The sequence below is a fragment of the Streptomyces scopuliridis RB72 genome (assembly GCF_000718095.1).
In the GTDB taxonomy this organism is placed as follows: Bacteria; Actinomycetota; Actinomycetes; order Streptomycetales; family Streptomycetaceae; genus Streptomyces; species Streptomyces scopuliridis.
The window spans coordinates 18677-43703 of sequence record NZ_JOEI01000025.1; the positions used below are offsets into that span (position 1 = coordinate 18677).

A 25027-nucleotide genomic window follows, 5' to 3' on the forward strand; every position below is an offset into this window, starting at 1 on the left:
GGCGCCCCGACCCTCACCCGGGTCGGGGCGCCGCCGTATGCGCCTGTGCGGACAGGCCCTCTCAGTCCTTCTCCAGCCGGATCGACGCCTGGCCCTGCTTCACCGAGGCGCCCGAGGTCTTGGCCTCCACCAGGTACGTTCCGGGGCCCACCGCCCCCGCGGGCGGCGTGGCGCACTGCGGCGCGCTCTGCCTGCGGTCCCACTCGATGGTGCGGGTGATCGCGCCGCCCGCCGGGACCTCGTAGAGCACCCCGCCGGTCTTCGGGCAGTCCTTGGACGACCAGACCTCGTCGCCGTCCGCGTTGGTGATCGTCAGCACCACGGCCTTCGGTCCGAAGTCGGCCTTGCAGGTGGTGTCCGAGGTGTTCGTGGCGATCAGCCGGAACGCGGGCTTCTCACCCGGCGCGTAGGCGACCTTCGTCGTGGTGAGCCGCAGGGTGAGGGCGCTCGGCGGGCAGTTGGGCAGTCCGGAGCCGGACGGTACCTGCCGGCCGGAGCTGGTGGATCCGCCGTCACCGCCGCTGCCGCTGCCGCTGCCCGCCGAACCGCCGCCGCTCGCGCCGCCGGTGTTCGCCGCGCCGTCCGTACCGCCGGAACCGGCCCCGCCGGCGCCGCCGGTGTCGCCGTTCTTGCCGTCGTCGGCGCCGCCGTCCGTACCGCCCTGGCCGCCGCCGGTCCCGTCGGTCGAGCCCGACTCGTCGCGTCCGCCCGGCTGTTCACTGATCGCGGGCCCGGAACCGGAGGGGCCCGGCGTGATGGACGTCGCCGGGTTGGCGCCGTCCGCCGTGTCCCCGCTGTTCTTGCCGTCACCCCCACGGGACGTGACGACCCATACGACGAGCAAGGCGAGCAGCGCGATCAGCGTCGCCGCTACTGCCCTCCGTCGCCAGTAGATGGTGGAGGGAAGCGGCCCGACCGGATTGCGCAAAGATCCCACGGCGCAAACTGTACGAGAGATCGGCGCCAACTCCCGCCCCCCATGCCGCCCGTCTCGCAAGTTTTACGGATCATCATCACGGAGCGGGCGCCGGTGACCAGGACTTCTCCTTTCGTCAGGGGTGCACCCCGGCCATCGGGTGAGGGGAACTCCCGATGATCTCTGTACGTTCTTCCCATGAACAGCAGCGCAACGAGCGATCTCTATCGCGATATCACCGACTTCGCCCGTACGACCCCCTCCTGGTTCCAACACCTGGCAGAGCTCTGGACCGAGGCCGGACTGCTGTTGTTCGGCGTGCTCTTCATAGCGGTCTGGTGGTACGCGCGACCGGCCGGCGCACGCGCCGTGGCCGTGGCGGTCCTCGCCCCGCTGGCGACCGCCGTCGCGTATGTGTGCAGCGAGCTGACCAAGTCGGCGCTGACCGAGGAGAGGCCGTGCCGGGCAGTCGCCGGAGCCGGGGCCTCGCTCATCCCCTGCCCGCCGGTGGGCGACTGGTCCTTCCCCAGCAACCACGCCACGATCGCCGGAGCGGCGGCGATCGCGCTGGCCCTCGCCCGTCCCGTGCTCGCGTATCTCACCGTCCCGATGGCGCTGCTGATGGCGTTCTCCCGGGTCTTCGTCGGCGTCCACTATCCGCACGACGTGGCGGTGGGGCTGGTGTTCGGCGGCGTGGTGGCGACGCTCGTGGTCCTGGCGGCCGCGCGGCCCGTGGACGCGCTGGTCGGGACGATGCGGACGAGCGGGTCGAGTCTGGCCCTCCTGCTCGCCGGGCCGGGACACCCGGCCCGTACGTCCGATCATGTGGCCGTGACCGAGCGGGTGTGAGCAAGCGTGGCGTGACCAGGGGGGCGTGAGGGACCCGGCGGGCGGGGGCGAACATGGGGCGCGCGCGGGACCGGGCGCGTGACACCTCGGCCCCGCCCGCGCCTGCCGCGCCCTCCACGGCCCGGGACATGCCAGGATCGGAGCTGCCATGACTGCTATCTCCGCGCACACCGCGTCCTCCCCGACCGCCGTCGATCCGGCCGCCCTCCACACCCCCGTCATCGCGTGGTTCGACTCGAACGCGCGCGATCTGCCGTGGCGCCGCCCCGAAGCGGGCGCCTGGGGGGTGATGGTCAGCGAGTTCATGCTCCAGCAGACCCCGGTGAACCGGGTGCTCCCGGTGTACGAGCAGTGGCTCAGCCGCTGGCCGCGCCCCGCCGATCTGGCCGCCGAGGCCCCCGGCGAGGCGGTCCGCGCCTGGGGCCGGCTGGGCTATCCGCGCCGCGCGCTGCGGCTGCACGGCGCCGCGCAGGCGATAACGGAGCGGCACGGAGGCGACGTACCGCGCGAGCACGCCCAGTTGCTCTCGCTGCCCGGGATCGGCGAGTACACGGCCGCGGCCGTGGCCTCGTTCGCGTACGGACAGCGGCACGCGGTGCTCGATACGAATGTGCGCCGTGTCTTCGCGCGCGCCGTGGCCGGTGTCCAGTACCCGCCGAACGCGACCACCGCCGCCGAACGCAAGCTGGCGCGCTCGCTGCTGCCCGAGGACGCGCCGACCGCCGCGCGCTGGGCGGCGTCCTCCATGGAGCTGGGCGCGCTGATCTGCACGGCGAAGAACGAGGGCTGCGTACGCTGCCCGATCGCCGACCGGTGCGCCTGGCGGCTGGCCGGGAAGCCGGCGTACGAGGGCCCCGCGCGGCGCGGCCAGACGTACGCGGGCACCGACCGCCAGGTGCGCGGCAAGCTCCTCGCCGTACTGCGCGAGGCGGTCGCGCCGGTGCCGCAGGTGGTCCTGGACGCGGTCTGGGACGAGCCGGTGCAGCGGACCAGGGCGCTGGACGGGCTGGTCGCCGACGGGCTGGTCGAGCCGATGGAGAACGGGGTCTACCGGCTGCCGCAGAGCCGGGCCTAGGGCCTGTTGGGGGGGATCTTCGGCCCGCGAAGATCCGCCGGACAGGCCCTGGCCGCGCTGACCGTCACCTCCGCCGTTACACAACCGATGGACAGCCGTGCGTCCGCCGACGGCTGTCCCGCACACCCTCGTGACAAGCGCTCCGTAATTTCGGTGCTGTAAGCGAACGGCATGGATGGTCACGGGGTCGGAGGCGGTTGGCATGGCGCAGGGCGAGGTGCTCGGATTCGAGGAGTACGTACGTACCCGGCAGGAGGCCCTGCTGCGGAGCGCCCGGCGGCTCGTGCCCGACCCCGTCGACGCGCAGGACCTGCTCCAGACCGCGCTGGCCCGTACGTACGGGCGCTGGGACGGCATCGCCGACAAGTCGCTCGCCGACGCCTATCTGCGCCGCGTCATGATCAACACGCGTACCGAGTGGTGGCGCGCCCGCAAGCTCGAAGAGGTCCCCACCGAGCAGCTGCCCGACGCGAGCATCGATGACGGCACCGAGCAGCGCGCCGACCGGGCGCTGCTGATGGACATCCTGGGGGTGCTCGCGCCCAAGCAGCGCAGCGTGGTGGTGCTGCGGCACTGGGAGCAGATGAGCACGGAGGAGACGGCTGCCGCGCTCGGCATGTCGGCGGGTACCGTAAAGAGCACACTGCACCGCGCGCTGGCCCGGCTCCGTCAGGAGCTGGAGAGCCGGGAACTCGCCGGCCGGGAACCGGCCGGCCAGGACCTGGAGGTCCATGCGCCGGAGCGGTCGGATCTCCGTCGTGGCAGGAGCGGCGGGAGCGACAGGGGTGACGGTCGGGGCGCTCGCGGCACACGCGGCGGCCTCGGCGGTCATGAGGAGCGGGGGCGGGAGAGGTGCGCGGCCTGAGAGACCCGGGGCGGGCGGGGGGCGGATCCTTCGCGGTGGGTACGGCGCTGTCCGCGCTCGCCGCCGTCGCCCTGCTCGCGTCCGGCTGTTCGACCGGCGGTACGGGGACCAGGGACGAGGGCGCGGCGGTGACCTCCCCCGTGGAGCGCCGCGCGCCCACCCCCCGGGTGTCCGCGTCGGCCCCCGCCAAGACCGTCAACGCGGTGGCGCTGCTCAGGAAGGACCCCTCGGTCAGCCCGCGGGTCAAGGCCGATCTCAAGCCGTGCGGCGAGGACACGTACCCGGTGGACACCTCGTACGGGAATCTGACCGGCGGTACCGCGCCCGATCTGGTGATCAACGTGATGACGTGCGGTGACTCGGTGGGCGTCGGGACGTATGTGTTCCGCCAGCGGAACGAGGAGTACCAGAACGTCTTCGCGGCGGAGGAACCGGCCGTCTACGCGACGATCGACCGCGGCGAGCTGGTCGTCACCCAGCAGGTGTACGCGAAGGGCGATCCGCTGTCCTTCCCGTCCGGCGAGGACGTCGTGACGTACAGCTGGGCCGACACCAAGTTCAGCGAGCGCTACCGCGTGCGCAACGACTACAGCAGAGCGGTGGGCAATGGCGACGCGGCCGAACCCGCACCCGCGCCCCCGGCGACGAGTCAGAACTGAGAGCTGAGATCCACGGGATGGCCGAGACCCATGTCCTGTTCGTCGAGGACGACGATGTCATCCGCGAAGCCACCCAGCTGGCGCTGGAGCGCACTGGCTTCGTGGTCACCGCCAGGCCGGACGGACTGTCCGGCCTCGACGCGTTCCGCGCGGACCGTCCTGACATCGCCCTGCTCGATGTGATGGTGCCGGGGCTGGACGGGGTCAGCCTGTGCCGGCGTATCCGTGACGAGTCGACCGTGCCCGTGATCATGCTGTCCGCGCGCGCCGACTCGATCGATGTGGTGCTCGGGCTGGAGGCCGGCGCCGACGACTATGTGACCAAGCCCTTCGACGGCGCGGTGCTGGTCGCCAGGATCCGCGCCGTACTGCGCCGCTTCGGGCACGCGGGCGGGCCCGCCGGGGAGCCGGGCGGACCGGGCGGGCCCGATGAGCACGGGGTGCTGTCCTTCGGCGATCTGGAGATCGACACGGAGGGCATGGAGGTACGCAGGGGAGGCGCGCCGGTGGCGCTGACGCCGACGGAGATGCGGCTGCTGCTGGAGTTCTCGTCCGCCCCCGGCACCGTGCTGTCCCGCGACAGACTGCTGGAGCGGGTCTGGGACTACGGCTGGGGCGGTGACACCCGGGTGGTGGACGTCCACGTCCAGCGGCTGCGCACCAAGATCGGTCAGGACCGGATCGACACGGTCCGCGGCTTCGGATACAAGCTCAAGGCATGAAGCGGCCGTCCCTGCGCACCGGAGTCCGGTGGAAGATCAGCATCGCGATCGCGGCGGTCGGCGCGCTGGTCGCGGTGGCGCTGAGTCTGGTGGTGCACAACTCGGCGCGCGTCTCCATGCTCGACAACTCGCGCGAGGTGCAGCTGGAGCGGCTGCTGTTCGCGCAGCGGATGTACGACTCCACGAAGGAGCCCAAGCTCGGCACGAAGCTCAATGACCCGGCGCTCCCGCACGATCTGCACGTGAAGATGAAGCAGGGCCGGCGCGCGACCTATGTGCAGGAGACCGCGAGCGGTGTGCCCGATGTCTGGGCGGCCGTCCCGCTGAGCAACGGCACGGTGCTCTCGCTGCACAGCAAGTTCGCCGACTCCACGACGATCATGAAGGATCTGGACCGGTCGCTGATCATCGGTTCTGTCTCGGTGGTCTTCGGGGGCTGCGCCCTGGGTGTGCTGATCGGCGGGCAGCTCTCGCGCCGGCTGCGCAAGGCCGCCGCGGCGGCCGGGCGGGTCGCGCAGGGCAATACGGAGGTGCGCGTCGGGGACGCCGTCGGCGGCGTCGTACGGGACGAGACGGATGAGCTGGCCCGCGCGGTGGACGCGCTCACCGACGCGCTGAACGAGCGCATCGAGGCGGAGCGCCGGGTCACCGCGGACATCGCCCATGAGCTGCGTACGCCGGTCACCGGCCTGCTGACGGCCGCCGAGCTGCTGCCGCCCGGCCGCCCCACGGAGCTGGTACGGGACCGGGCCCAGGCCATGCGCACGCTGGTCGAGGACGTGCTGGAGGTGGCGCGGCTCGACAGCGCCTCGGAGCGCGCCGAACTCCAGGAGATCGCTCTCGGCGAGTTCGTCGAGCGGCGGGTGGGGGTGCTGAACCCCGCGATCAAGATCAAGGTCGTGCACGAGTCCTGGGTCAATACCGATCCGCGCCGGCTGGAGCGCATCCTGGGCAATCTGCTGGCCAACGCCGCCAAACACGGCGGGACGCCGGTCGAGGTGACGGTCGAGGGCCGGGTGGTGCGCGTACGGGACCACGGCCCCGGCTTCCCGGAAGCCCTGCTGCGGGAGGGCCCGAGCCGCTTCCGTACGGGCGCGACCGACCGCGCGGGCCACGGCCACGGTCTGGGCCTGACCATCGCGGCGGGCCAGGCCCGGGTTCTCGGAGCGCGGCTGACCTTCCGGAACGCGACGCCGGAGGGCATCGAGGGCCGGGACGGCTCGGGCGGCGCGATCGCGGTCCTCTGGCTCCCGGAACACGCCCCGACGACGACGGGCAGCTTCCCGATACTGAAACTGCCGGGCTGAGCCCGCCCCAGGCCCTAGGCCCATTCCTTGTCGAGGTCGAGGTCCTCGCGGGGCTGGGTGAACGAGAACCAGTTGCCGGAGTCGTCCCGCAGGATCGCCTCCGTACCGTACGGGCGCTCCTGCGGCGGCTGGATGAACTCCACACCGCGCTCCCTGAGCTTCTGGTAGTCCCCATGGATGTCGTCCGTGGCCAGCGCCCCCGCGCCCAGCACGCCCTTGGCGACGAGCGCTCTGACCGCCGCGGCGGACTCCTCGTCCATCACCGGGCCGCCCGGCACCATGAGCGTCAGCTCCACTTCGGGCTGGTCCCTCGCGCCGACCGTCACCCAGCGCGTCCCTCCCTCGCCGAGCGTCATGTCCGTACGCAGCTCCAGGCCCAGCTTCTCGGTGTAGAACTTCTTGGCCCGGTCCTGGTCCAGGACCCAGACGGTGGAAAGGGCAAGACCCTTGATCATGAGGCGCTCCTTCGGAGGTGTGGTGCCGGTGGCGGGCGGGGCCTGCCCCGTCACCGCGGGCGACTGTCCACACCCCGATGCTGACACGCACCACTGACAACGGCCCCCGGCGCTGGTGCGCGCCGGGGGCCGTGTGCCGTGCCGTGAGTCGTACGCCGGAGGTTCAGGCCGACTGTGTGATCCTGCCGTCCGCCGCCGGGGCCGGGGCCTGGTCGGCCTCGTCGGCCGGCTTCGGCTCCCCGCCCCGCAGCGGGACCTCCTTGACGAAGAACGCCGCCACGAAACCGATCACCGCGATGGCCGCGCCCAGAGTGAACGCCGCGTGCGTACCGGTCGACACCGCGTGCTGGTACGCCTCGCGCACCAGGTCCGGCAGCTTCGCCAGGCTCGCCGCGTCCAGCTGCGTCGACTGCTCGGTGACGCCGGCCCCGCCCGCCCCGGCGCGGGCGGCCATCTCGTCCTGCACCCGGCTGGTGAACAGGGCGCCCATGATGGCCGCGCCGAAGGAGCCGCCGAGCGTACGGAAGAGGGTGGTGGTGGACGAGCCGACGCCCATGTCCTTCATCTCGACGCTGTTCTGCGCGACCAGCATGGTGATCTGCATCAGGAAGCCCATGCCCGCGCCGAGGACGGCCATGTAGAGGCCGGAGGTCAGCCGCGAGGTACCGGTGTCCATCTGCGCCAGCAGGAACAGGCCGACGACCATCAGGGCGCCGCCCAGGATCGGGAAGATCTTGTACTTGCCGCTGCTGGTGGTGATCCGGCCCGCGATCAGCGAGACGACCATCATCGACAGCAGCATCGGCAGCAGGAGCAGTCCGGAATTGGTGGCCGAGGCGCCCTGTACGGCCTGCTGGTAGAGCGGGAGGAAAAGCACCGCGCCGAACATCACGAAGCCGGTCAGGAAGCCGATCACGGACATCAGCGAGAAGTTGCGGCTGCGGAAGATGTGCAGCGGCATGATCGGCTCGGCGACCCTGGTCTGCACGAAGACGAAGCCGACGAGCGAGACCACGCCGATGGCGATCAGCTCCATGATCATCGCGGAGCCCCAGGCGTACTCCGTACCACCCCAGGTGGTCACCAGCACGATCGCCGTGATGCCGACGGTCAGCAGCGCGGCACCGAGATAGTCGACCTTGGCCTTCGTCCGGTCCTTGGCGGGCAGATGCAGGACGGCCGTGATCATCACGAGCGCCAGCGCGCCGAGCGGGAGGTTGATGTAGAAGCTCCAGCGCCAGCCGAGGTGGTCGGTGATGGTGCCGCCGACCAGTGGTCCGCCGATCATCGCGAGCGCCATGACGCCGGCCATCATGCCCTGGTACTTGCCACGCTCCCGGGGCGGGATCAGGTCGCCGATGATCGCCATCACGCCGACCATCAGACCGCCGGCGCCCAGGCCCTGGACGGCCCGGAAGCCGATCAGCTGGCCCATGTCCTGGGCCATGCCACTGAGCGCCGATCCGATCAGGAAGACCACGATCGAGGTGAGGAAGACACCCTTGCGGCCGTATATGTCGCCGAGCTTGCCCCAGATCGGCGTGGAGGCGGCGGTCGCCAGGGTGTACGCGGTGACCACCCAGGACAGATGCGCGAGGCCGCCCAGCTCACCGACGATGGTCGGCATCGCCGTACCGACGATCATGTTGTCCAGCATCGCCAGCAGCATCGCGATCATGAGCGCGAGCAGCACCACGCGCACACTGCGCGGCTGTGGCTCGGGTTTCTCCGCAGTCTCTGGGCCTTCTGGCTGCTTCGTCTGCTTCCCGGTCGGACTCATCGTCCCCACTCCCCTGTACTTCCCCTGGTACTTACTTGCCGCCCGGCAAGCTGACTACACTGGGGTAAGGTAGACCTCTACTTGCCGGGCGTCAAGTAAGTTATTTCTCGGGAGAGCACCCATGGGCAGCACACAGCACCCTCGGCGGGGGAACACCCGCCAGCGCATCCAGGACGTCGCGCTGGAGCTCTTCGCCGAGCAGGGGTACGAGAAGACGTCGCTACGGGAGATCGCCGAGCGGCTGGATGTCACGAAGGCGGCGCTGTACTACCACTTCAAGACCAAGGAAGACATCCTGATCAGCCTCTTCGAGGATCTGGCGCGCCCGCTCGACGACCTGATCGCCTGGGGCGGCACACAGCCGCACAGCCTGGAGACCAAGCAGGAGATCCTGCGCCGCTACAGCGAGGCGCTCCAGGGCGCGGCCCCGCTCTTCCGCTTCATGCAGGAGAACCAGGCGACCGTCCGCGAGCTGAGCATCGGCCATACGTTCAAGGAACGGATGATCGACATGCTCGATCTCATCCAGGACCCGGACGCGTCCCTGAAGAACCGGGTCCGCTGCGTCAGCGCGCTCTTCACGATGCACGCGGGCACTTTCGCCCTCAGAGACGTCGAAGGAGACCCCGAGGAGAAGCGCGAAGCCATCCTGGAGGTCTCCATCGAGCTGATGAGCCAGGCTCATCGGGTCACACCTTGACGCCCACCGAGCGCAGGAACGGGACCGGGTTGACGGCCGAGCCGTAGTTCGGGGTCGTACGGATCTCGAAGTGCAGGTGCGGACCGCTGGAGTTACCGGTGTTGCCGGAGAGTCCTATCAGCTTGTCGGTCGTGACCTTCTGGCCCACGTACACCTTGATCTGGGACAGGTGCGCGTACTGCGAGTACGTGCCGTTCTTGTGCTTGATCACGATCGCGTTGCCGTACGCGGGGCCGTCACCGGCGCCGTTCGGGCCGGCCTTGACGACGGTGCCGCCATGGACGGCGTGGACCGGCGTGCCGACCGGAACCGCGAAGTCCTGGCCGGAGTGCTTGTGCGCCCACATGTTGCCGCCGAGGCCGAAGCCGGCGCTGAGCGTGTAGCGCTTGACCGGGTCGGTCCAGGAGACGGCCTTCTTGGCGTTCGCCGCGGCCTTGGCCTTGGCGTCCTTCGCGGCCTTCGCCTTCTGGGCCTTGACGTCGTCGGCCTTGGAGGCGGGCTTGGCCTGGACGGCGGCCTGGTGCGCGACGGTCGGGACGGTCGAGCTGGTGGCCGTGGCGCCGGTGGCCGCGTCACCACCGGTCGCGGCGAACGCGGCCCCGGTTCCGGCCGCCAACGACACTCCGAGTCCGGCAGCCAGGACACCGGCACGGGTACGAAGGACGGACGGTCGGGTCAGACGGGACAGCTTGCGCTGCGACATACGGGTAAACCTCCGGGCATCAAGGGACCCGGCACACGAGAGCCGGGCTGGCCTCACCTTGGTAACCCGGGCCCCACCTCATCCCAAAACACCCCATCTACGGCATCACGTCGTAGTGATCCCCGCGGCAGTACGCCCCTTGACGCCCCCGACAGACGCGCCACAGCCGTGCACTATTTACCGATTTCAACCTGTTTAATCGCACGTGAAACACCATCGAACCGGCAGCCGTGCCCGGCGCCCGGATCCGCCGACGCCCTCCCGCCGAAAGACCTGCCCGCGGCAAGGCCGAACGTCCCGCCCGATGCCCGGCGCCGCCACTATTACGGCTAGTAGGGTCGGAAACGCCTGTGCTGCTTGTCACGGCCGCCGGGTAGGAATGCCTTCCGATTCAGGACCAAAGTCCCGGTTACTCCGACCGCTCCACGGCAAGCACCCACCGCCTCGTACCGCGGGAATCCCGCCCAAGGGGGACACCACCATGACCGCCCCGTCCGACGGCCATGACTTCGACGGCATCGAACTCGCCGACGCCATCGAGTCCGTACGTGACCAGCTCCTCGACGCCGCCACCCGCGCCACGGACCGGCCCCTGGCCTTCGAGGTGGGCGACATCCAGATGGAATTCACGCTGGAACTCCGCAAGGAGGCCAAGGGCGGGGCCAAGGTCAAGGCCTGGGTGGTGGAGGCGGGCGCGGACGCCACCCGCACCACGGGCCGCACGCACAAGGTCGCGTTCACCCTGAAACCCCGGGACGCCCGCAGTGGCGCGCCGTGGAAGGTGGGCAACGAGGACCACGGCAGTACGGCCGGATTCGGCCGCGGAGCACGATGAGCGCCGCCCGCGTCGTCGCCGTACGGGGACAGACGCAGGGCACGGGCGTGCTGCTCACCCCGCGACTGGTGCTGACCTGCGCGCATGTGGTCGGCGACGACGACAGGCCGATGATCGCCCACCCCGACCGGGCGGGGCAGGTCACCTCCGAGGTCCAGTGGCGCGACGAGGACATCCAGGTCTTCGTCACGGCCTGGCACAGAGCGGCGCGACGGGAGTGCGACGGCTACCCCGACACGGCGCGCGCCGCCGCCGAACAGGCCGAACTGCACGAGCTGGAAGCGGAGTTACGGACGCGGTTCCGGCAGAACGCGTCCCTGCTCGCCCTCGCCCAGACCCCGCTGCTCTGCGCGGTCATCTGCGCCCTGCACCGGCGCAGACGCGGTCTCCTCCCGGACACCCGCTGGGACCTGTACCGCTCCACGCTGGCGATGCTCCTCGGCAGCCGGGACAGCCAACGCGAGATCGGCCGTCCCGAAGGCATCTCGATGGGCCTGGAGGAACACCAGGAGCTATTGCAGTCCGTCGCGATCTGGCTGGTACGGGCAGGTCAGACACAGCTCTCGCACCAGGACGCCGAGCGCCAGATCGAGGTGGCGATGCGGCGGCTGCCCCAGGTGAGCGCGCAGGGCCCGGCGGCGACCGTGCTCACGCATCTGCTGAACCGCAGCGGCCTTCTCCAGGAACGCGGCGACAGGGCGGTCCAGTTCATCCACCGCACCTTCCAGGACTATCTGGCGGCCCGCGCGTTCATCGAGGGCGGATCGCTCATGGAGCTGCTCCAGAACGCCCATGACGAGCGGTGGCACGACACGATCCTGCTGGCCGTCGGACACTGCCGCCCCCATGAGATCCGGGGGCTGATCGGCGGCCTGCTCGCCGCCGGGGAGGCCGCCTCCGACCGTACGCGGCGCGAGGAACTGTACGTACTCGCGGCCCGCTGTTTCCTCAACGCGGTCGTGGTGGACGAGACGGTCGCCGAAGAGGTCGCCGCGCATGTCCGCGCCATTCTTCCGCCCCACCCGATGGCGCCGGAGGAAACACTCGTCTCATTGGGGCCTTATGTACTGCCCTTCCTTCCCGGACCAGCCGATGTCGATTCGGTGACAGCCAAACGCGTCGCCCGTCTCATCTGCGAAATCGGCGGCCCGGAGGCCATTCCCTTCGCGCGTCCGTACGCGCTGCACGAAAGCGTCTCGGTGCGGTCGCAGTTCGCGATGAGCTGGAGCCGATTCCCGGCGGAGGAGTACGCGCGGGAGGTACTGGCCCGTATGCCGTTGGCGGACACCACGCTCGTGGCGACCGGTGCCGACCAATTGCGGCACCTTCGCGAACTGCCCGCCGTCGAATCACTCGGACTCACGGGCAGTTGCGACGGAGCACAACTCCGTACGTTTCTTCCGGGCGTCGACTTGAGAGACCTGCACGTCCGCTCCAACAAAACGCTCGACGAGCTGTCGTTCCTCCGTGAACTGCCGCAGCTGAACGCACTTGGTTTGTCCGGCTGTTCAGCTCTGAAAGACCTCTCGGGGCTGCGGGAGTCACGGATCGAAGTACTCCGCATGGACGTGGGCCGGCTGACGCACGCGGATCTCTCCCCCATCCATCAGATGCCGAAACTGACGGGGCTGCGGCTCATCTACGGAGATTCGCCGCTCACACAACAACTGCCCACCGCACACCCCGAGGTGGAGAGCCTCATCGTCGAGTGCGATAAACCGATCGACTTCTCCTCGCTCCCGGAGTGGTCCTCGCTCCAGTTCCTCAGTTTGTCGTTCGGCTCATGCGCCTGGCTGGTCCACAGCGGCCGAAGCATGGCCCCCGCTCGACAGGTCCGCAATCTCAGAGTGCGTGTCCGGTCGGGATATGCGGGACTGGCACACCTCGCCGAGATCTTTCCCGCCCTCTCGCTGCTCGAAATCACCACGGAGGTACCGGAGAGCCGCGAGCTGGATCTGACTGCCCTGCAGAGCCTGCGCGGCCTCCGGGTGGACATCGTGTCACTCCGACACGCCGTACCGCCCACCGTCGTCGGCGGCGAGCCCTTCGGCGACCGGCTGACCGTACGCGGCTAAGACGGGCCCATGCAGAAGGGGCTGCCCCGGAACCGTGGGAAACACGGTCCGGGGCAGCCCCTTCAGTCACTGACCCCAAGGGCGTGAGCCTTACACGTCCTTCGTCAGGTTCGGGCCGCCGCCGGCCGCCTGCTCGATCGGGGGGACGTCCGGCAGAGGCGACTTCTCCTCGCCGCGGAAGGTGAACTTCTTCGCCTCACCCTCGCCCTCGGTGTCCACGACCACGATGTGACCGGGGCGCAGCTCGCCGAAGAGGATCTTCTCGGAGAGGACGTCCTCGATCTCGCGCTGGATCGTCCGGCGCAGCGGCCGGGCGCCCAGGACCGGGTCGTAACCCTTCTTGGCCAGCAGCGACTTGGCGTTCGGGCTGAGCTCAAGGCCCATGTCCCGGTCCTTCAGCCGCTCGTCCACCTTGTCCACCATGAGGTCGACGATCTGGATGATGTCTTCCTCGGTGAGCTGGTGGAAGACCACCGTGTCGTCGACGCGGTTGAGGAACTCCGGCCGGAAGTGCTGCTTCAGCTCTTCGTTGACCTTGTTCTTCATCCGCTCGTAGTTGGTCTTGGTGTCGCCCTGGGCGGCGAAGCCCAGGTTGAACCCCTTGGAGATGTCCCGGGTCCCGAGGTTGGTCGTCATGATGATGACCGTGTTCTTGAAGTCCACGACCCGGCCCTGGGAGTCGGTCAGCCGACCGTCCTCCAGGATCTGGAGCAGGGAGTTGAAGATATCGGGGTGGGCCTTCTCGACCTCGTCGAAGAGGACGACGGAGAACGGCTTCCTGCGCACCTTCTCGGTGAGCTGGCCGCCCTCCTCGTACCCCACGTATCCGGGGGGAGAGCCGAAGAGACGCGAGACCGTGTGCTTCTCGCTGAACTCCGACATGTCGAGAGCGATCAGCGCGTCCTCGTCGCCGAAGAGGAACTCGGCGAGCGTCTTGGACAGCTCGGTCTTACCGACACCGGACGGGCCGGCGAAGATGAACGAGCCACCGGGGCGCTTGGGGTCCTTCAGACCCGCTCGCGTACGGCGGATCGCCTGCGAGAGCGCCTTGATGGCGTCCTTCTGGCCGATGACGCGCTTGTGGAGCTCGTCCTCCATGCGGAGCAGCCGCGAGGACTCCTCCTCGGTGAGCTTGAAGACCGGGATGCCCGTGGCCGTCGCCAGGACCTCGGCGATCAGCTCCTCGTCCACCTCGGCGACAACGTCCATGTCGCCGGCCTTCCACTCCTTCTCCCGCTTGGTCTTCGCGGCCAGCAGCTGCTTCTCCTTGTCACGGAGAGACGCCGCCTTCTCGAAGTCCTGGGAGTCGATGGCCGACTCCTTGTCGCGGCGGACGCCCGCGATCTTCTCGTCGAACTCGCGGAGGTCCGGCGGAGCGGTCATCCGGCGGATACGCATCCGGGAGCCGGCCTCGTCGATCAGGTCGATCGCCTTGTCCGGCAGGAAGCGGTCCGAGATGTAGCGGTCGGCGAGCGTCGCGGCGGCGACCAGGGCGGAGTCCGTGATGGACACGCGGTGGTGCGCCTCGTAACGGTCGCGCAGGCCCTTGAGGATCTCGATCGTGTGCGGCAGCGACGGCTCCGCGACCTGGATGGGCTGGAAGCGGCGCTCCAGGGCCGCGTCCTTCTCCAGGTGCTTGCGGTACTCGTCGAGCGTCGTCGCACCGATGGTCTGCAGCTCGCCGCGGGCCAGCATCGGCTTCAGGATGCTCGCCGCGTCGATCGCGCCCTCGGCGGCACCCGCACCCACCAGGGTGTGGAGCTCGTCGATGAACAGGATGATGTCCCCGCGGGTGCGGATCTCCTTCAGGACCTTCTTCAGCCGCTCCTCGAAGTCACCGCGGTAGCGGGAACCGGCGACGAGCGCGCCGAGGTCGAGGGTGTAGAGGTGCTTGTCCTTGAGGGTCTCGGGCACCTCGCCCTTGACGATGGCCTGGGCCAGCCCCTCGACGACCGCCGTCTTTCCGACGCCGGGCTCGCCGATGAGCACGGGGTTGTTCTTCGTACGGCGGGACAGCACCTGCATGACCCGCTCGATCTCCTTCTCGCGCCCGATGACCGGGTCGAGCTTGGATTCGCGGGCGGCCTGGGTGAGATTCCGGCCGAACTGGTCGAGGACCAGGGACGTGGAGGGCGTGCCCTCCGCAGGACCGCCGGCTGTGGCGGCCTCCTTGCCCTGGTATCCGGAGAGCAGCTGGATGACCTGCTGCCGCACCCGGTTGAGATCGGCGCCCAGCTTCACGAGGACCTGGGCGGCGACGCCCTCGCCCTCGCGGATCAGGCCGAGCAGGATGTGCTCCGTGCCGATGTAGTTGTGGCCCAGCTGAAGAGCCTCGCGGAGCGACAGCTCCAGGACCTTCTTGGCACGGGGGGTGAAGGGGATGTGGCCGGACGGGGCCTGCTGGCCCTGGCCGATGATCTCCTCCACCTGCTGGCGGACCGCCTCGAGCGAAATCCCGAGGCTCTCCAGGGCCTTAGCGGCGACACCCTCACCCTCATGGATAAGGCCCAGGAGGATGTGCTCGGTGCCGATGTAGTTGTGGTTGAGCATCCGGGCTTCTTCCTGAGCCAGGACGACAACCCGCCGCGCGCGGTCGGTGAACCTCTCGAACATCGTTAATCGCTCCTCAGAGCGGTCAGGCAGTAAAGGGGTCGGTCCCCTCCCTGTCCTTCCGCAGCTTAGTCCCGCAAGCGGGGACCGCTCATTCCAACTGCCGACTACCTGTCCCAGGCTCCCAGCCCCGAACGCCGGACAACAGCTCCAACCCGATGGTGCGAGACGATGTTCCCGCAGGCCAGGCATATACCCCCACCATCACTACGCCGATGGCGAACGTGAGACGCCCGGTAACCGCGTGTCGCCCCTTCCCACTAGGAATGTCTTACCCGCAAGCAGTGACACTCCATGCGGCGCACCCCGGTTCCCTCCGCTACGGGCGAACACCCTTGCGCTCCCGAACGCGCTCGCGCGCCCCCGAGTTGGAAACTCTCCGCGATCGAATGCGGACCCAGCGTAACTCCGGGCGGGGTTGGGGAGTTGCCCCGGGTATGCCCTTCACCGTCCCGCTCCCCCGCGCCCCCCTCGAAGGGGGCCGCGCGCAGTGGCACGAGCACGCGCAGGACGCGCGGTCGTGCGCGCGCTGGTACGAGAAAGGGCTGGGCTGGGCGACCGTCGCGGGGCCGCCGCTCCATCTGCTCACCGGGCTGCGCTTCGACGTACTGGAGCTGCCCGCGGACGCGGGGGACGCCGTGCTGCGGCGGACCGGCGCGACGGGGCCGGTGGCGCTCCACGGGGAGCGGATGGCGTTTCTGGTGGCCGCGGGGAGCGCCGACGAAGTGCCGGGGCTGCTCGACTGGCTGGAGTGGGGCGCGATCGCCCTGGGCCTGACCGCGCTCGGCGCGGACGGACGGATGCCGGCCCCCGCACCGCCCCGGTGGCCGTGTGCCACCGCTGCCACTGCGCAGGGGGCCGCTGTCTGGCTGCGGCCCCCCGAGCCGGGACGCGAGGTGGAGCCGACACTGCCGGCGCTCGCACCGTTCGGGTACGGCGGCGGTGACGGGGGCAGCGGTGGGGGTGCCCCCGATCTCGTACGACTCGTGGACGCGGCGGCGACGGAGTGCCACCGGGCCCGTTTGCTGCGCAGAAATACTCTTCGTACGAGAACTCAGCCGTTGGCCTTCTCGTAGGCTTCACGGATCTCGGCGGGAACACGGCCGCGGTCGTTGACGCTGTAGCCGTTCTCCTTCGCCCACTTGCGGATTTCCGCGGTGTCCTTGTTACCGCCCGCGGCGACACGGCCCTTGCCACGGCTGCCCGCGGCGCGACCGCCGGTACGCCGGCCACCCTTGGTGTACGGATCGAGCAGACCCCGCAGCTTGTCCGCATTGGCGGTCGTGAGGTCAATCTCGTAGGTCTTGCCGTCCAGAGCGAACGTCACCGTCTCGTCCGCCTCGCCGCCGTCGAGGTCATCGACAAGAAGGACCTGAACCTTCTGTGCCACCGGATTTCCTTTCATCGAAAATGCAGTACGCGGAAAGGAAACCGCTTTTCTCAGGAAAACACAAACCCCCGGCAGAGGTTCAGTCCAGCGAGAACACGGGAAACGTGCGCGATTCGGACATAGGGTCTGGTGTCTTCCCGGCGATCACAGGTGCAGAAGCATCCGGCTGTTGCCCAAGGTGTTCGGCTTCACCCGTTCGAGACCGAGGAACTCGGCAACACCCTCGTCATAGGAACGCAGCAGCTCTCTGTACACATCTCCGTCGACCGGCGTCTCGCCGATCTCCACGAAGCCGCGCTTCGCGAAGAACTCGACTTCGAAGGTGAGACAGAATACGCGCCGCACTCCGAGCCAGCGGGCGGTCTCCAGCAGCTTGTCCAGCAGTAGATGGCCGGCGCCGGTGCCCCTGACCGCGGGATCCACCGCGAGTGTGCGCACTTCGGCGAGGTCTTCCCACATCACATGCAAGGCACCGCAGCCGATGACAGTCGCGTCCTCGTCGCGTTCCGCGACCCAGAACTCCTGGATGTCCTCGTAAAGCGTCACCGGCGCTTTGTCGAGCAGGATGCCTTCGCTCACGTAAGGGTCCACGAGACGGCGGACCGCCGGTACATCCCTGGTCCTGGCCCGTCTGACGGTGAGGGCATTTGCTTCGGCATTGGGATGCGGAACGGCTGACGGCATGACTGGACGCTATCGCCCCGACTCGCGCCCGGCGTCGGCGCCCTCGTCCGGCTCTTCGGACGCGTCCTGCTCTTGCGGCTCTTCCGGTTCTTCCCGGTCTTGTACGCCGGCGCCTTCGTTACTGACCGTTTCCGTTTCCGTACTGATCGCTTCCGTATCAGCTTCTTCGGAAGCGGCTTCTTCCGTACGGTCGCCTTCCGGCCGGTCACCTTCCGGCCGGTCCCGGCGCACCAGGCGGACCGCGTCCTCCAGCGACTGGCGCTGCTCGGGCGACATCATGCCGAAGAAGGCCACAAGCGCGGCGGCGGGGTTGTCGCTCTTCGACCAGGCTTCGTTCATCAGGGCCGCGGCGTAGGCGGCGCGGGTGGAGACCGCCGTATATCGATAGGCGCGGCCTTCGACTTCCCTGCGCACCCAGCCCTTCTGATGGAGATTGTCCATTACGGTCATGACGGTGGTGTAGGCGATGGACCGCTCCTGCTGAAGGTCTTCGAGGACTTCCCGGACGGTGACCGGACGGTTCCATTGCCAGACGCGTGTCATGACGGCGTCTTCCAGGTCTCCCAATTGTCGGGGCACAGCGCCACCATAGTGCGAGATGTCCGAATGGCCGGTTATTGACGTAACAAAAAGGACGTACGACTGGATTCAGTCGTACGTCCTGGTCATATGTTGAGCGCGTGTGCTGAGCGCGTGTACCTCAGGCGCTGTGCGGGTCCGCGGTACGGGCCTGCTGCTGGGCGGCGTCCGCGCGGGCCATCGCCGCGTCGACGGCGGCGTCCTCCTTGGACTTGTTCGGACCGCCCTGGCTCTTGACGATCGTCACGACCAGGCCGATGAAGAAGGCGGCCATCACCACGGGGGGCAGGAGCGCGGATACGTAGTCCATGGCGACCAGAGTAGCTATCCGGCGGCGCGCTCCTCCGGCGGGGGCGCGGGTCGGCGGCGTGGCGGGAAGACCTCGGACGGCTTGGGCATCGGCCGGTCCTTCTCGGGGCGCTCGGGCCGGCGGGGCTCGTGGGGCTCGCGCGGCTTACGGGGCTCACGGGGCTCCTTGGCCGGTTCGTCGGCGGCGCGCCCGCCGGGGAGCGCGAGGAGACGGGTGCGGGGAGCGGGGGCCATGGCGGCGGGAACGCCGGTCAGATGGGCGCGTACCGACCGGTCCGCGAGCCGCCGGCAGCGGTCGAGCAGGGCCGCCGCCACTGGATTGCCGCGCAGGGCGCGCAGCGCCGCGAGATCGTCGGGCCGGGGGCGGTAGCCGGCCGCCAGGGCGTCCTGGAGCAGCTCCAGATAGCCCGTGAGGGACCCGGGAAGTGCTTCCCGGTACCTCGCGAGGTCGGCCTGGAGAAAGGCCCGCAGACGCCCGGCCTCGCGCACCGCCTCGTCCACGGACTCGGCGAGGGCCAGGTAGGCCCGGACGTCCTCGTTCGGGAGCGGGGCGGGATGGAGGGCGACGGCGAGGGCACGTCGGAGCACACTCAGCTCGTCGGCACCGAAGGCCATGCCGCCGCGGGATCCGTATGGCGTGGGCATGCGGCGACAGTACGCGCCAAAGGGACAAAATCGGCTTAACACCCCTCTTCTGGCGCGGCCCGCCCGCCGAACGAGGGACCGGCGAACGAGGGACGCCGGTGCTCCCCGCCCTCGCGCCGCCTGCCCTGGTGGGCCCGCGTGCTCACATACGCGAGACGTTGCGCTCGTACACCAGGCGCAGCCCGATCAGGGTGAGCCAGGGCTCGTGCTCGTCGATCACGGACGCCTCGCCCAGCACCATGGGGGCCAGGCCGCCGGTCGCGATCACCGTGACCTCCTCGGGGTCCTCGGCCAGCTCGCGCGCCATCCGTGCCACCACCCCGTCGACCTGGCCGGCGAAGCCGTACAGGATGCCCGACTGCATCGCCTCGACCGTGTTCTTGCCGATCACGCTGCGCGGCCTGGCCAGCTCGATCTTGCGGAGCTGGGCGCCCTTGACGCCGAGCGCCTCGACGGAGATCTCGATGCCGGGGGCGATGACTCCGCCCGCGTACTCGCCGCGCGCGCTGACCGCGTCGAAGGTCGTCGCCGTACCGAAGTCGACGACGATCGCCGGGCCGCCGTACAGCTCGACCGCCGCGACCGCGTTGATGATGCGGTCGGCGCCGACCTCCTTGGGGTTGTCCATCAGGATCGGCACGCCCGTCTTGATACCGGGCTCCACAAGGACGGCGGGGACGTCGCCGTAGTAGCGGCGGGTCACCTCGCGCAGTTCGTGCAGGACGGACGGGACCGTCGAGCAGATCGCGATCCCCTCGATGCCGTCGCCCAGTTCCTCGCCGAGCAGCGGGTGCATCCCCATCAGTCCCTGGAGGAGCACGGCGAGTTCGTCGGCGGTGCGGCGGGCGTCGGTGGAGATGCGCCAGTGCTCGACGATCTCCTCGCCGTCGAACAGGCCGAGGACGGTATGGGTGTTGCCGACGTCGATGGTGAGCAGCATCAGGCGCCGGCCTCTCGCAGGTCGAGGCCGATGTCGAGGATCGGGGAGGAGTGGGTGAGCGCCCCGACCGCGAGGAAGTCGACGCCCGTCTCCGCGTAGGCGCGCGCGTTGCCGAGGACGAGCCGGCCCGAGGACTCCAGGACCGCGCGGCCCGCGACGATACCCACGGCCTCCGCCGTCTCGGCCGGGGTGAAGTTGTCCAGCAGGATCAGATCGGCGCCCGCGTCCAGGACTTCGCGGACCTGGTGGAGGGTGTCGGCCTCGACCTCGATCGGTACGTCGGGGAACCGTTCACGTACGGCCCTGAACGCCTCGGCGACGCCGCCCGCCGCGACGACGTGGTTGTCCTTCACCAGGGCCGCGTCGGAGAGCGACATCCGGTGGTTGACCCCGCCGCCGCAGCGCACCGCGTACTTCTCCAGGGCGCGCAGCCCCGGGGTGGTCTTGCGGGTGTCGCGGACCTTGGCGCCGGTGCCTTCGAGTACGTCGGCCCAGGCGCGCGTGGCGGTCGCGATGCCGGAGAGCCGGCACAGCAGGTTGAGCGCGCTGCGCTCGGCGGTGAGCAGATCGCGGGTGCGCGTGGTGACGCTCAGCAGCTTCTGGCCGGCCTCGACGCGGTCGCCGTCGGCGACATGGCGCTCGACGGCGAACTCCTCCGTACAGACGAGGGAGAGCACCGCCTCGGCGATGTGCAGGCCCGCGACCGTACCGCTCTCGCGCGCGGTGAAGTCGCCGGTGGCGACGGCGTCCTCGGGGACGGTCGCGACGGTCGTCACGTCCACGCCGTGGTCGAGGTCCTCGGCGACGGCGACATGCGCGATGTCCTCGACCTGGACGGGGTCCAGGCCCGCTTCAGCGAGCAGCTTGGCGAGCGCGGGGTCGAGGCCGCACTCCAGATCGTCGGGTCCGTAGCCCTCCTCGCCGGCGGAGCAGCCGCAGCCGTCGCCGCAGCCGCCCTGGGGGGCCGGCGCCGCGGCCGGGGCGCCGATCTGGATGAGCGGTACGTCCACGGGCTCGGGGCGCGGACTGTCTTCGGGCGTGCTCACGGTTACGGCTCCCTGGGGGCGTCGGCGGGGGGTGGGGACGTGGGGCGGCCGGCCGCGGCGGGGGCCACGGGGCCGGGGTCCACGGGCGGGAACGCGGCCGTCGCGGTGCGGCGCAGTACCGGCCGGCGGTCGGGCGTCAGGCTGATGACGAGATGGCGGGCCCAGTCGGTGTCGTCGCGCTCCGGACGGTCCTCGCGCCAGTGGCAGCCGCGGGTCTCCTCGCGCTCCAGGGCGGCGGCGACCAGGACCCGGGCGACGCAGAGCAGATTCGACGTCTCCCAGGATTCGACGCCGGGGACGGCCGCCTTTCCGGGGCCGGAGCCGTCCTGGTCCTGGGCCTGCCGCGCCTGCTCGTACACGGTCTCCAGGGCCGCCGCGGCGGTGCCCAGGCTGCCGGCGGATCTGAGCACGCCCGCGCCCTCGGACATGATCCGCTGGATCGCGGCGCGGGCCTCGGGGGCGATGAGCGGCAGCGGGACGGTGCCCGCCGGTTCGGCGGGGAGGGCGGCGGGGTCGGCCGGCGCCGCGGGGCGCGGTGCGGCCGTGCTGTCCGCCATGCCGCCCGCCGCGATGTCCGCCGCTATGCGTTCCGCGAAGACCAGTCCCTCCAGGAGGGAGTTGGAGGCCAGCCGGTTCGCGCCGTGGACGCCCGTGCAGGCGACCTCGCCGCACGCGTACAGCCCCGGTACGGTCGTCCGCCCGCGCAGATCCGTACGGACTCCGCCCGACGCGTAGTGGGCGGCGGGCGCCACCGGGACGGGCTCCGTGACCGGGTCGATGCCGTGCGCCCGGCAGGCCGCCAGGATCGTGGGGAAGCGGGTCTCCCACATCGCGGCGCCGAAGTGCCTGGCGTCCAGATACATGTGCTCGGCGCCCTGCTCCCGCATCCGGCGCGTGATCGCCTTGGCGACGATGTCGCGCGGGGCCAGCTCCGCCAGTTCGTGCTGTCCGAGCATGAACCGGACGCCGTCGGCGTCGACGAGATGGGCTCCCTCGCCCCGTACCGCCTCGGAGACCAGCGGCTGCTGGCCCTCGGCGCCGGTGCCGAGGAAGAGGACCGTCGGGTGGAACTGGACGAACTCCAGGTCGGAGACCTCCGCGCCCGCCCGCAGCGCCAGCGCCACCCCGTCGCCCGTGGAGACCGCCGGGTTGGTCGTCGCGGAGAAGACCTGTCCCATGCCGCCGGTGGCCAGGATCACCGCGGGGGCGCGGACCGCGCCGACGCCGTCGTGCTGGCCCTCGCCCATCACATGGAGGGTGACGCCGGACGTACGGCCGCGCTCGTCCGTCAGCAGATCCAGGACCAGCGCGTTCTCGACCGTACGGAGCGCGGCGTCGCGGACCGCCTCGACCAGGGCGCGGGAGATCTCGACGCCGGTCGCGTCGCCTCCCGCGTGGGCGATACGGCGCCGGTGGTGGCCGCCCTCACGGGTGAGCTGGAGCTCGCCGGTGGCGGAGGTGTCGAAGTGCGCGCCGGTGCCGATGAGCCGGCGTACGGCCGCGGGGCCCTCGGTGACGAGGGTGCGGACCGCTTCCTCGTCGCACAGGCCCGCGCCCGCGACGAGGGTGTCCGCCAGATGCTGTTCGGGGGTGTCGCCCTCGCCGAGCGCCGCGGCGATGCCGCCCTGCGCCCAGCGCGTGGAGCCGTCGTCGAGCCGGGCCTTGGTGACGACGACCGTACGGAGCCCGGCGGCGGTGCAGCGCAGGGCCGCGGTGAGACCGGCGACGCCGGAGCCGACCACCACGACATCGGCGTCGATGGCCCAGCCGGGTGCGGGGGCGGTCAGCCGTATACCGGTTCCGGTCACTGGGAGGCTCCGAAGGTCAGCGGGATGTTGTCGATCAGCCGCGTGGCACCGACGCGCGCGGCGACGGCGAGGACCGCCTCGCCGGCGTGGTCGTCGGGGACCTCGGTGAAGTCGGCGGGGTCGACAAGGGCGAGATAGTCGAGGGTCAGCGGAGGTACGGTCCTGGCCGCCTGGTCGAGGACGGCGCGGGCCGCGGCCCGTACCCCGTCGGCCCCGTTCCAGTCCTCGCCGGCGCTGCCCGCGGCGGCCACCGCGTGGGCGTCGGCCGCGAGCCGGGCCTCGCCGAGGGCCGAGAGCGCGGCGGCCCGCGCGCCGGGTGTGGGCGCGTACTCGGCGCGGGCGCGCAGGGCCTGCTGGGCGCCGAGCCGGTCGCGGGCGGCGAACAGGGCCCGGGAGAGCGCGAGGGCGGTGCGGCGCTCGGGGACGGAGAGATAGCGGTTACGGCTGGAGAGCGCGAGACCGTCGTCGGCACGGACCGTCGGTACGCCGACGATCTCGGCCGGGAAGTTCAGATCACGGGCCATCCGGCGGACCAGGGCGAGCTGCTGGGCGTCCTTCTGGCCGAAGAAGGCGGCATCGGCCCGGGTGAGGTGGAGCAGCTTGGCGACGACGGTCAGCACGCCGTCGAAGTGCCCGGGGCGCGAGGCGCCTTCCAGGCGCGCGCCCATGGGGCCCGCGGTGATCGTGACCTGGGGGGCGCCGCCGGGGTAGACCTCGTCGGCCGACGGCGCGAAGACGGCGTCGGCGCCCGCCTCCGCGGCGGTCTTCAGATCGGTTTCGAGCGTGCGCGGATAGCGCTCCAGGTCCTCGCCGGCGCCGAACTGGAGCGGGTTGACGAAGACGGTGACCACGACGAACCCGTCGGGTCCGGCATGGGCGCGGGCGGCCCGTACGAGGCTCGCGTGCCCGTCGTGGAGCGCGCCCATGGTCATCACCACCGCGATACGGCCGGGTGCCGGGCGCCTCTCCAGGAGGCGGTCGAGGTCCGCGCGCGTGGGGGCGAGTTCGAGGCTCATCGGATGGTCTCCACGTCTCCAGGATGCGCGTGTCCGGTCCTCTTCGACGCGGTCCTCTTCGAGATGCGCGTCAGGATGCGTACGCGTGGTCATCGGGTGCCCCCGGCGCCGTCCCCGCGCGCGTCCCCGAGGGTGTCGCTTCCGGCGAGGACGTCGAGGAGGTCCTCCGCGAGCTCGGGCTTGAGCAGACCGTGCGCCAGCGCCCGGTCGGCGGTCGTACGGGCCATCGCGAGATACCCCGCCACGGCGCCGGGCGCGTGCGCGCGCAACTCGGCGACATGCGCGGCGACCGTACCCGCGTCCCCGCGCGCGACCGGCCCGGTGAGGGCCGCGTCCCCGGAACGCAGCGCGTTGTCCAGGGCGGCGCCGAGCAGTGGGCCGAGCATCCGGTCGGGTGCTTCGACCCCGGCGGTGCGCAGCAGCTCCATCGACTGGGCGACCAGCGTGACCAGGTGGTTCGCGCCCAGGGCCAGGGCCGCGTGGTAGAGCGGACGCGACTCCTCCGCGATCCACTCGGGCTCGCCGCCCATCTCGATGACCAGCGCCTCGGCGGCCAGTCGCAGCTCCTCGGGCGCGGTGACGCCGAAAGAGCAGCCGGCCAGCCGCTGGACGTCCACCGAGGTGCCGGTGAAGGTCATCGCGGGGTGCAGGGCGAGCGGCAGGGCGCCGGCACGGAGGGCCGGGTCGAGCACCTTCGCGCCGTACCGCCCCGAGGTGTGCACGAGCAGCTGTCCCGGCCGTACGGCACCGGTCTCGGCGAGCCCCTCGACCAGCCCGGGCAGGGCGTCGTCGGGAACGGTCAGCAGCACCAGATCGGCGCGGGCGAGGACTTCGGCGGGGGTGACGATCGGGATGTCGGGCAGCAGCGCCGCCGCCCTCCGTACCGAGGCGTCCGAAACGCCCGAGACGGCGACCGGACGGTGCCCGGCGAGCCGCAGGGACGCGGCCAGGGCGGGGCCGACACGGCCGGCTCCGACGACGCCGACCGTGAGCCGCGCGGGGCGGTCCCGGGGATCGAAGGGTTCCTGTGCTGTTGGGTTCACGCGGTGGGGCCTTCCG

25 protein-coding genes are annotated in these 25027 nt (G+C 70.6%); 10 read left to right on the forward strand and 15 right to left on the reverse strand.

What is annotated here, in order from left to right; genetic code table 11:
• Positions 1-61 precede the first annotated feature (61 nt).
• Positions 62-937, reverse strand: coding sequence for a hypothetical protein (locus IF11_RS0127460; protein WP_165840614.1), 876 nt, complete (start codon positions 935-937; stop codon positions 62-64).
• A 177-nt stretch (positions 938-1114) separates the two neighbouring features.
• Here IF11_RS0127460 and IF11_RS0127465 point away from each other — a divergent pair, with 177 nt between their 5' ends.
• From IF11_RS0127465 to cseC, 6 genes are all read left to right on the forward strand, one after another.
• Positions 1115-1765 (forward strand): phosphatase PAP2 family protein, encoded by a 651-nt coding sequence (locus tag IF11_RS0127465; RefSeq protein ID WP_051746282.1) that lies wholly within the window; start codon positions 1115-1117, stop codon positions 1763-1765.
• Between the two features lie 148 nt (positions 1766-1913).
• The gene (locus tag IF11_RS0127470; RefSeq protein WP_030354431.1) at positions 1914-2840 is read left to right on the forward strand and encodes an HhH-GPD family protein; all 927 of its coding nucleotides are present in this window, start codon (positions 1914-1916) and stop codon (positions 2838-2840) included.
• Positions 2841-3042: 202 nt separating this feature from the next.
• Positions 3043-3705, forward strand: coding sequence for a SigE family RNA polymerase sigma factor (locus IF11_RS0127475; RefSeq protein ID WP_030354432.1), 663 nt, complete (start codon positions 3043-3045; stop codon positions 3703-3705).
• Positions 3693-4364 carry a hypothetical protein gene (locus IF11_RS0127480; RefSeq protein ID WP_030354433.1) on the forward strand — a complete coding sequence of 224 codons (672 nt, stop codon included), beginning with the start codon at positions 3693-3695 and terminating at the stop codon, positions 4362-4364. Before IF11_RS0127475 ends, IF11_RS0127480 begins: the two co-directional genes overlap by 13 nt.
• A gap of 17 nt (positions 4365-4381) precedes the next feature.
• Entirely contained in the window at positions 4382-5086 is a 705-nt protein-coding gene (cseB, locus tag IF11_RS0127485) for a two-component system response regulator CseB (RefSeq protein ID WP_030354434.1), read from the forward strand.
• The gene (gene cseC, locus IF11_RS0127490; protein ID WP_030354435.1) at positions 5083-6393 is read left to right on the forward strand and encodes a two-component system sensor histidine kinase CseC; all 1311 of its coding nucleotides are present in this window, start codon (positions 5083-5085) and stop codon (positions 6391-6393) included. Before cseB ends, cseC begins: the two co-directional genes overlap by 4 nt.
• A 14-nt stretch (positions 6394-6407) precedes the next feature.
• Here the strand turns inward: cseC and IF11_RS0127495 are convergent, their stop codons facing one another.
• Positions 6408-6848, reverse strand: coding sequence for a VOC family protein (locus IF11_RS0127495; protein WP_030354436.1), 441 nt, complete (start codon positions 6846-6848; stop codon positions 6408-6410).
• A gap of 163 nt (positions 6849-7011) precedes the next feature.
• Positions 7012-8628, reverse strand: coding sequence for an MDR family MFS transporter (locus IF11_RS0127500; protein WP_030354437.1), 1617 nt, complete (start codon positions 8626-8628; stop codon positions 7012-7014).
• Between the two features lie 121 nt (positions 8629-8749).
• Here IF11_RS0127500 and IF11_RS0127505 point away from each other — a divergent pair, with 121 nt between their 5' ends.
• Positions 8750-9328 carry a TetR/AcrR family transcriptional regulator gene (locus IF11_RS0127505; RefSeq protein WP_030354438.1) on the forward strand — a complete coding sequence of 193 codons (579 nt, stop codon included), beginning with the start codon at positions 8750-8752 and terminating at the stop codon, positions 9326-9328.
• On the opposite strand, the gene IF11_RS0127510 is transcribed toward IF11_RS0127505, so the two are convergent.
• On the reverse strand, positions 9318-10031 hold the full coding sequence (locus tag IF11_RS0127510; RefSeq protein WP_030354439.1) for a M23 family metallopeptidase: 714 nt from the start codon (positions 10029-10031) through the stop codon (positions 9318-9320). The genes IF11_RS0127505 and IF11_RS0127510 overlap by 11 nt on opposite strands.
• A 481-nt stretch (positions 10032-10512) precedes the next feature.
• Between IF11_RS0127510 and IF11_RS0127515 the strand changes: the two genes are divergently transcribed.
• Positions 10513-10866, forward strand: a complete 354-nt coding sequence (locus IF11_RS0127515; protein ID WP_030354440.1) for a trypco2 family protein — start codon at positions 10513-10515, stop codon at positions 10864-10866.
• Positions 10863-12941 (forward strand): NACHT domain-containing protein, encoded by a 2079-nt coding sequence (locus tag IF11_RS0127520; RefSeq protein WP_051746284.1) that lies wholly within the window; start codon positions 10863-10865, stop codon positions 12939-12941. Before IF11_RS0127515 ends, IF11_RS0127520 begins: the two co-directional genes overlap by 4 nt.
• Positions 12942-13031: 90 nt before the next feature.
• Here the strand turns inward: IF11_RS0127520 and IF11_RS0127525 are convergent, their stop codons facing one another.
• Complete coding sequence (locus tag IF11_RS0127525) at positions 13032-15554, reverse strand: ATP-dependent Clp protease ATP-binding subunit (RefSeq protein WP_030354442.1); 2523 nt, start codon at positions 15552-15554, stop codon at positions 13032-13034.
• Positions 15555-15988: 434 nt separating this feature from the next.
• Between IF11_RS0127525 and IF11_RS0127530 the strand changes: the two genes are divergently transcribed.
• Positions 15989-16627, forward strand: a complete 639-nt coding sequence (locus tag IF11_RS0127530; RefSeq protein WP_030354443.1) for an SCO3374 family protein — start codon at positions 15989-15991, stop codon at positions 16625-16627.
• Here the strand turns inward: IF11_RS0127530 and IF11_RS0127535 are convergent.
• From IF11_RS0127535 to IF11_RS0127580, 10 genes are all read right to left on the reverse strand, one after another.
• Positions 16606-16941, reverse strand: a complete 336-nt coding sequence (locus tag IF11_RS0127535) for a histone-like nucleoid-structuring protein Lsr2 (protein WP_030354444.1) — start codon at positions 16939-16941, stop codon at positions 16606-16608. The genes IF11_RS0127530 and IF11_RS0127535 overlap by 22 nt on opposite strands.
• A gap of 144 nt (positions 16942-17085) precedes the next feature.
• Entirely contained in the window at positions 17086-17625 is a 540-nt protein-coding gene (locus IF11_RS0127540) for an amino-acid N-acetyltransferase (protein WP_078490958.1), read from the reverse strand.
• 9 nt (positions 17626-17634) lie between these two features.
• The gene (locus IF11_RS0127545) at positions 17635-18168 is read right to left on the reverse strand and encodes a BlaI/MecI/CopY family transcriptional regulator (RefSeq protein ID WP_037728734.1); all 534 of its coding nucleotides are present in this window, start codon (positions 18166-18168) and stop codon (positions 17635-17637) included.
• Positions 18169-18325: 157 nt separating this feature from the next.
• Positions 18326-18514: a hypothetical protein gene (locus tag IF11_RS0127550; RefSeq protein ID WP_030354447.1), complete on the reverse strand. Its 189-nt coding sequence runs from the start codon at positions 18512-18514 to the stop codon at positions 18326-18328.
• Between the two features lie 14 nt (positions 18515-18528).
• The gene (locus tag IF11_RS0127555) at positions 18529-19128 is read right to left on the reverse strand and encodes a hypothetical protein (protein WP_030354448.1); all 600 of its coding nucleotides are present in this window, start codon (positions 19126-19128) and stop codon (positions 18529-18531) included.
• Between the two features lie 172 nt (positions 19129-19300).
• On the reverse strand, positions 19301-20098 hold the full coding sequence (locus tag IF11_RS0127560) for a type III pantothenate kinase (RefSeq protein WP_030354449.1): 798 nt from the start codon (positions 20096-20098) through the stop codon (positions 19301-19303).
• A complete protein-coding gene (gene nadC / locus IF11_RS0127565; RefSeq protein WP_030354450.1) occupies positions 20098-21144 on the reverse strand; it encodes a carboxylating nicotinate-nucleotide diphosphorylase in 1047 nt (348 codons plus the stop codon). Before nadC ends, IF11_RS0127560 begins: the two co-directional genes overlap by 1 nt.
• Before the next feature lie 2 nt (positions 21145-21146).
• The gene (locus tag IF11_RS0127570) at positions 21147-22952 is read right to left on the reverse strand and encodes an L-aspartate oxidase (protein ID WP_030354451.1); all 1806 of its coding nucleotides are present in this window, start codon (positions 22950-22952) and stop codon (positions 21147-21149) included.
• Positions 22949-23968: a pantoate--beta-alanine ligase gene (gene panC, locus IF11_RS0127575; protein WP_030354452.1), complete on the reverse strand. Its 1020-nt coding sequence runs from the start codon at positions 23966-23968 to the stop codon at positions 22949-22951. Before panC ends, IF11_RS0127570 begins: the two co-directional genes overlap by 4 nt.
• An 89-nt stretch (positions 23969-24057) precedes the next feature.
• Entirely contained in the window at positions 24058-25011 is a 954-nt protein-coding gene (locus IF11_RS0127580; protein WP_030354453.1) for a Rossmann-like and DUF2520 domain-containing protein, read from the reverse strand.
• Between the last annotated feature and the right edge of the window lie 16 nt (positions 25012-25027).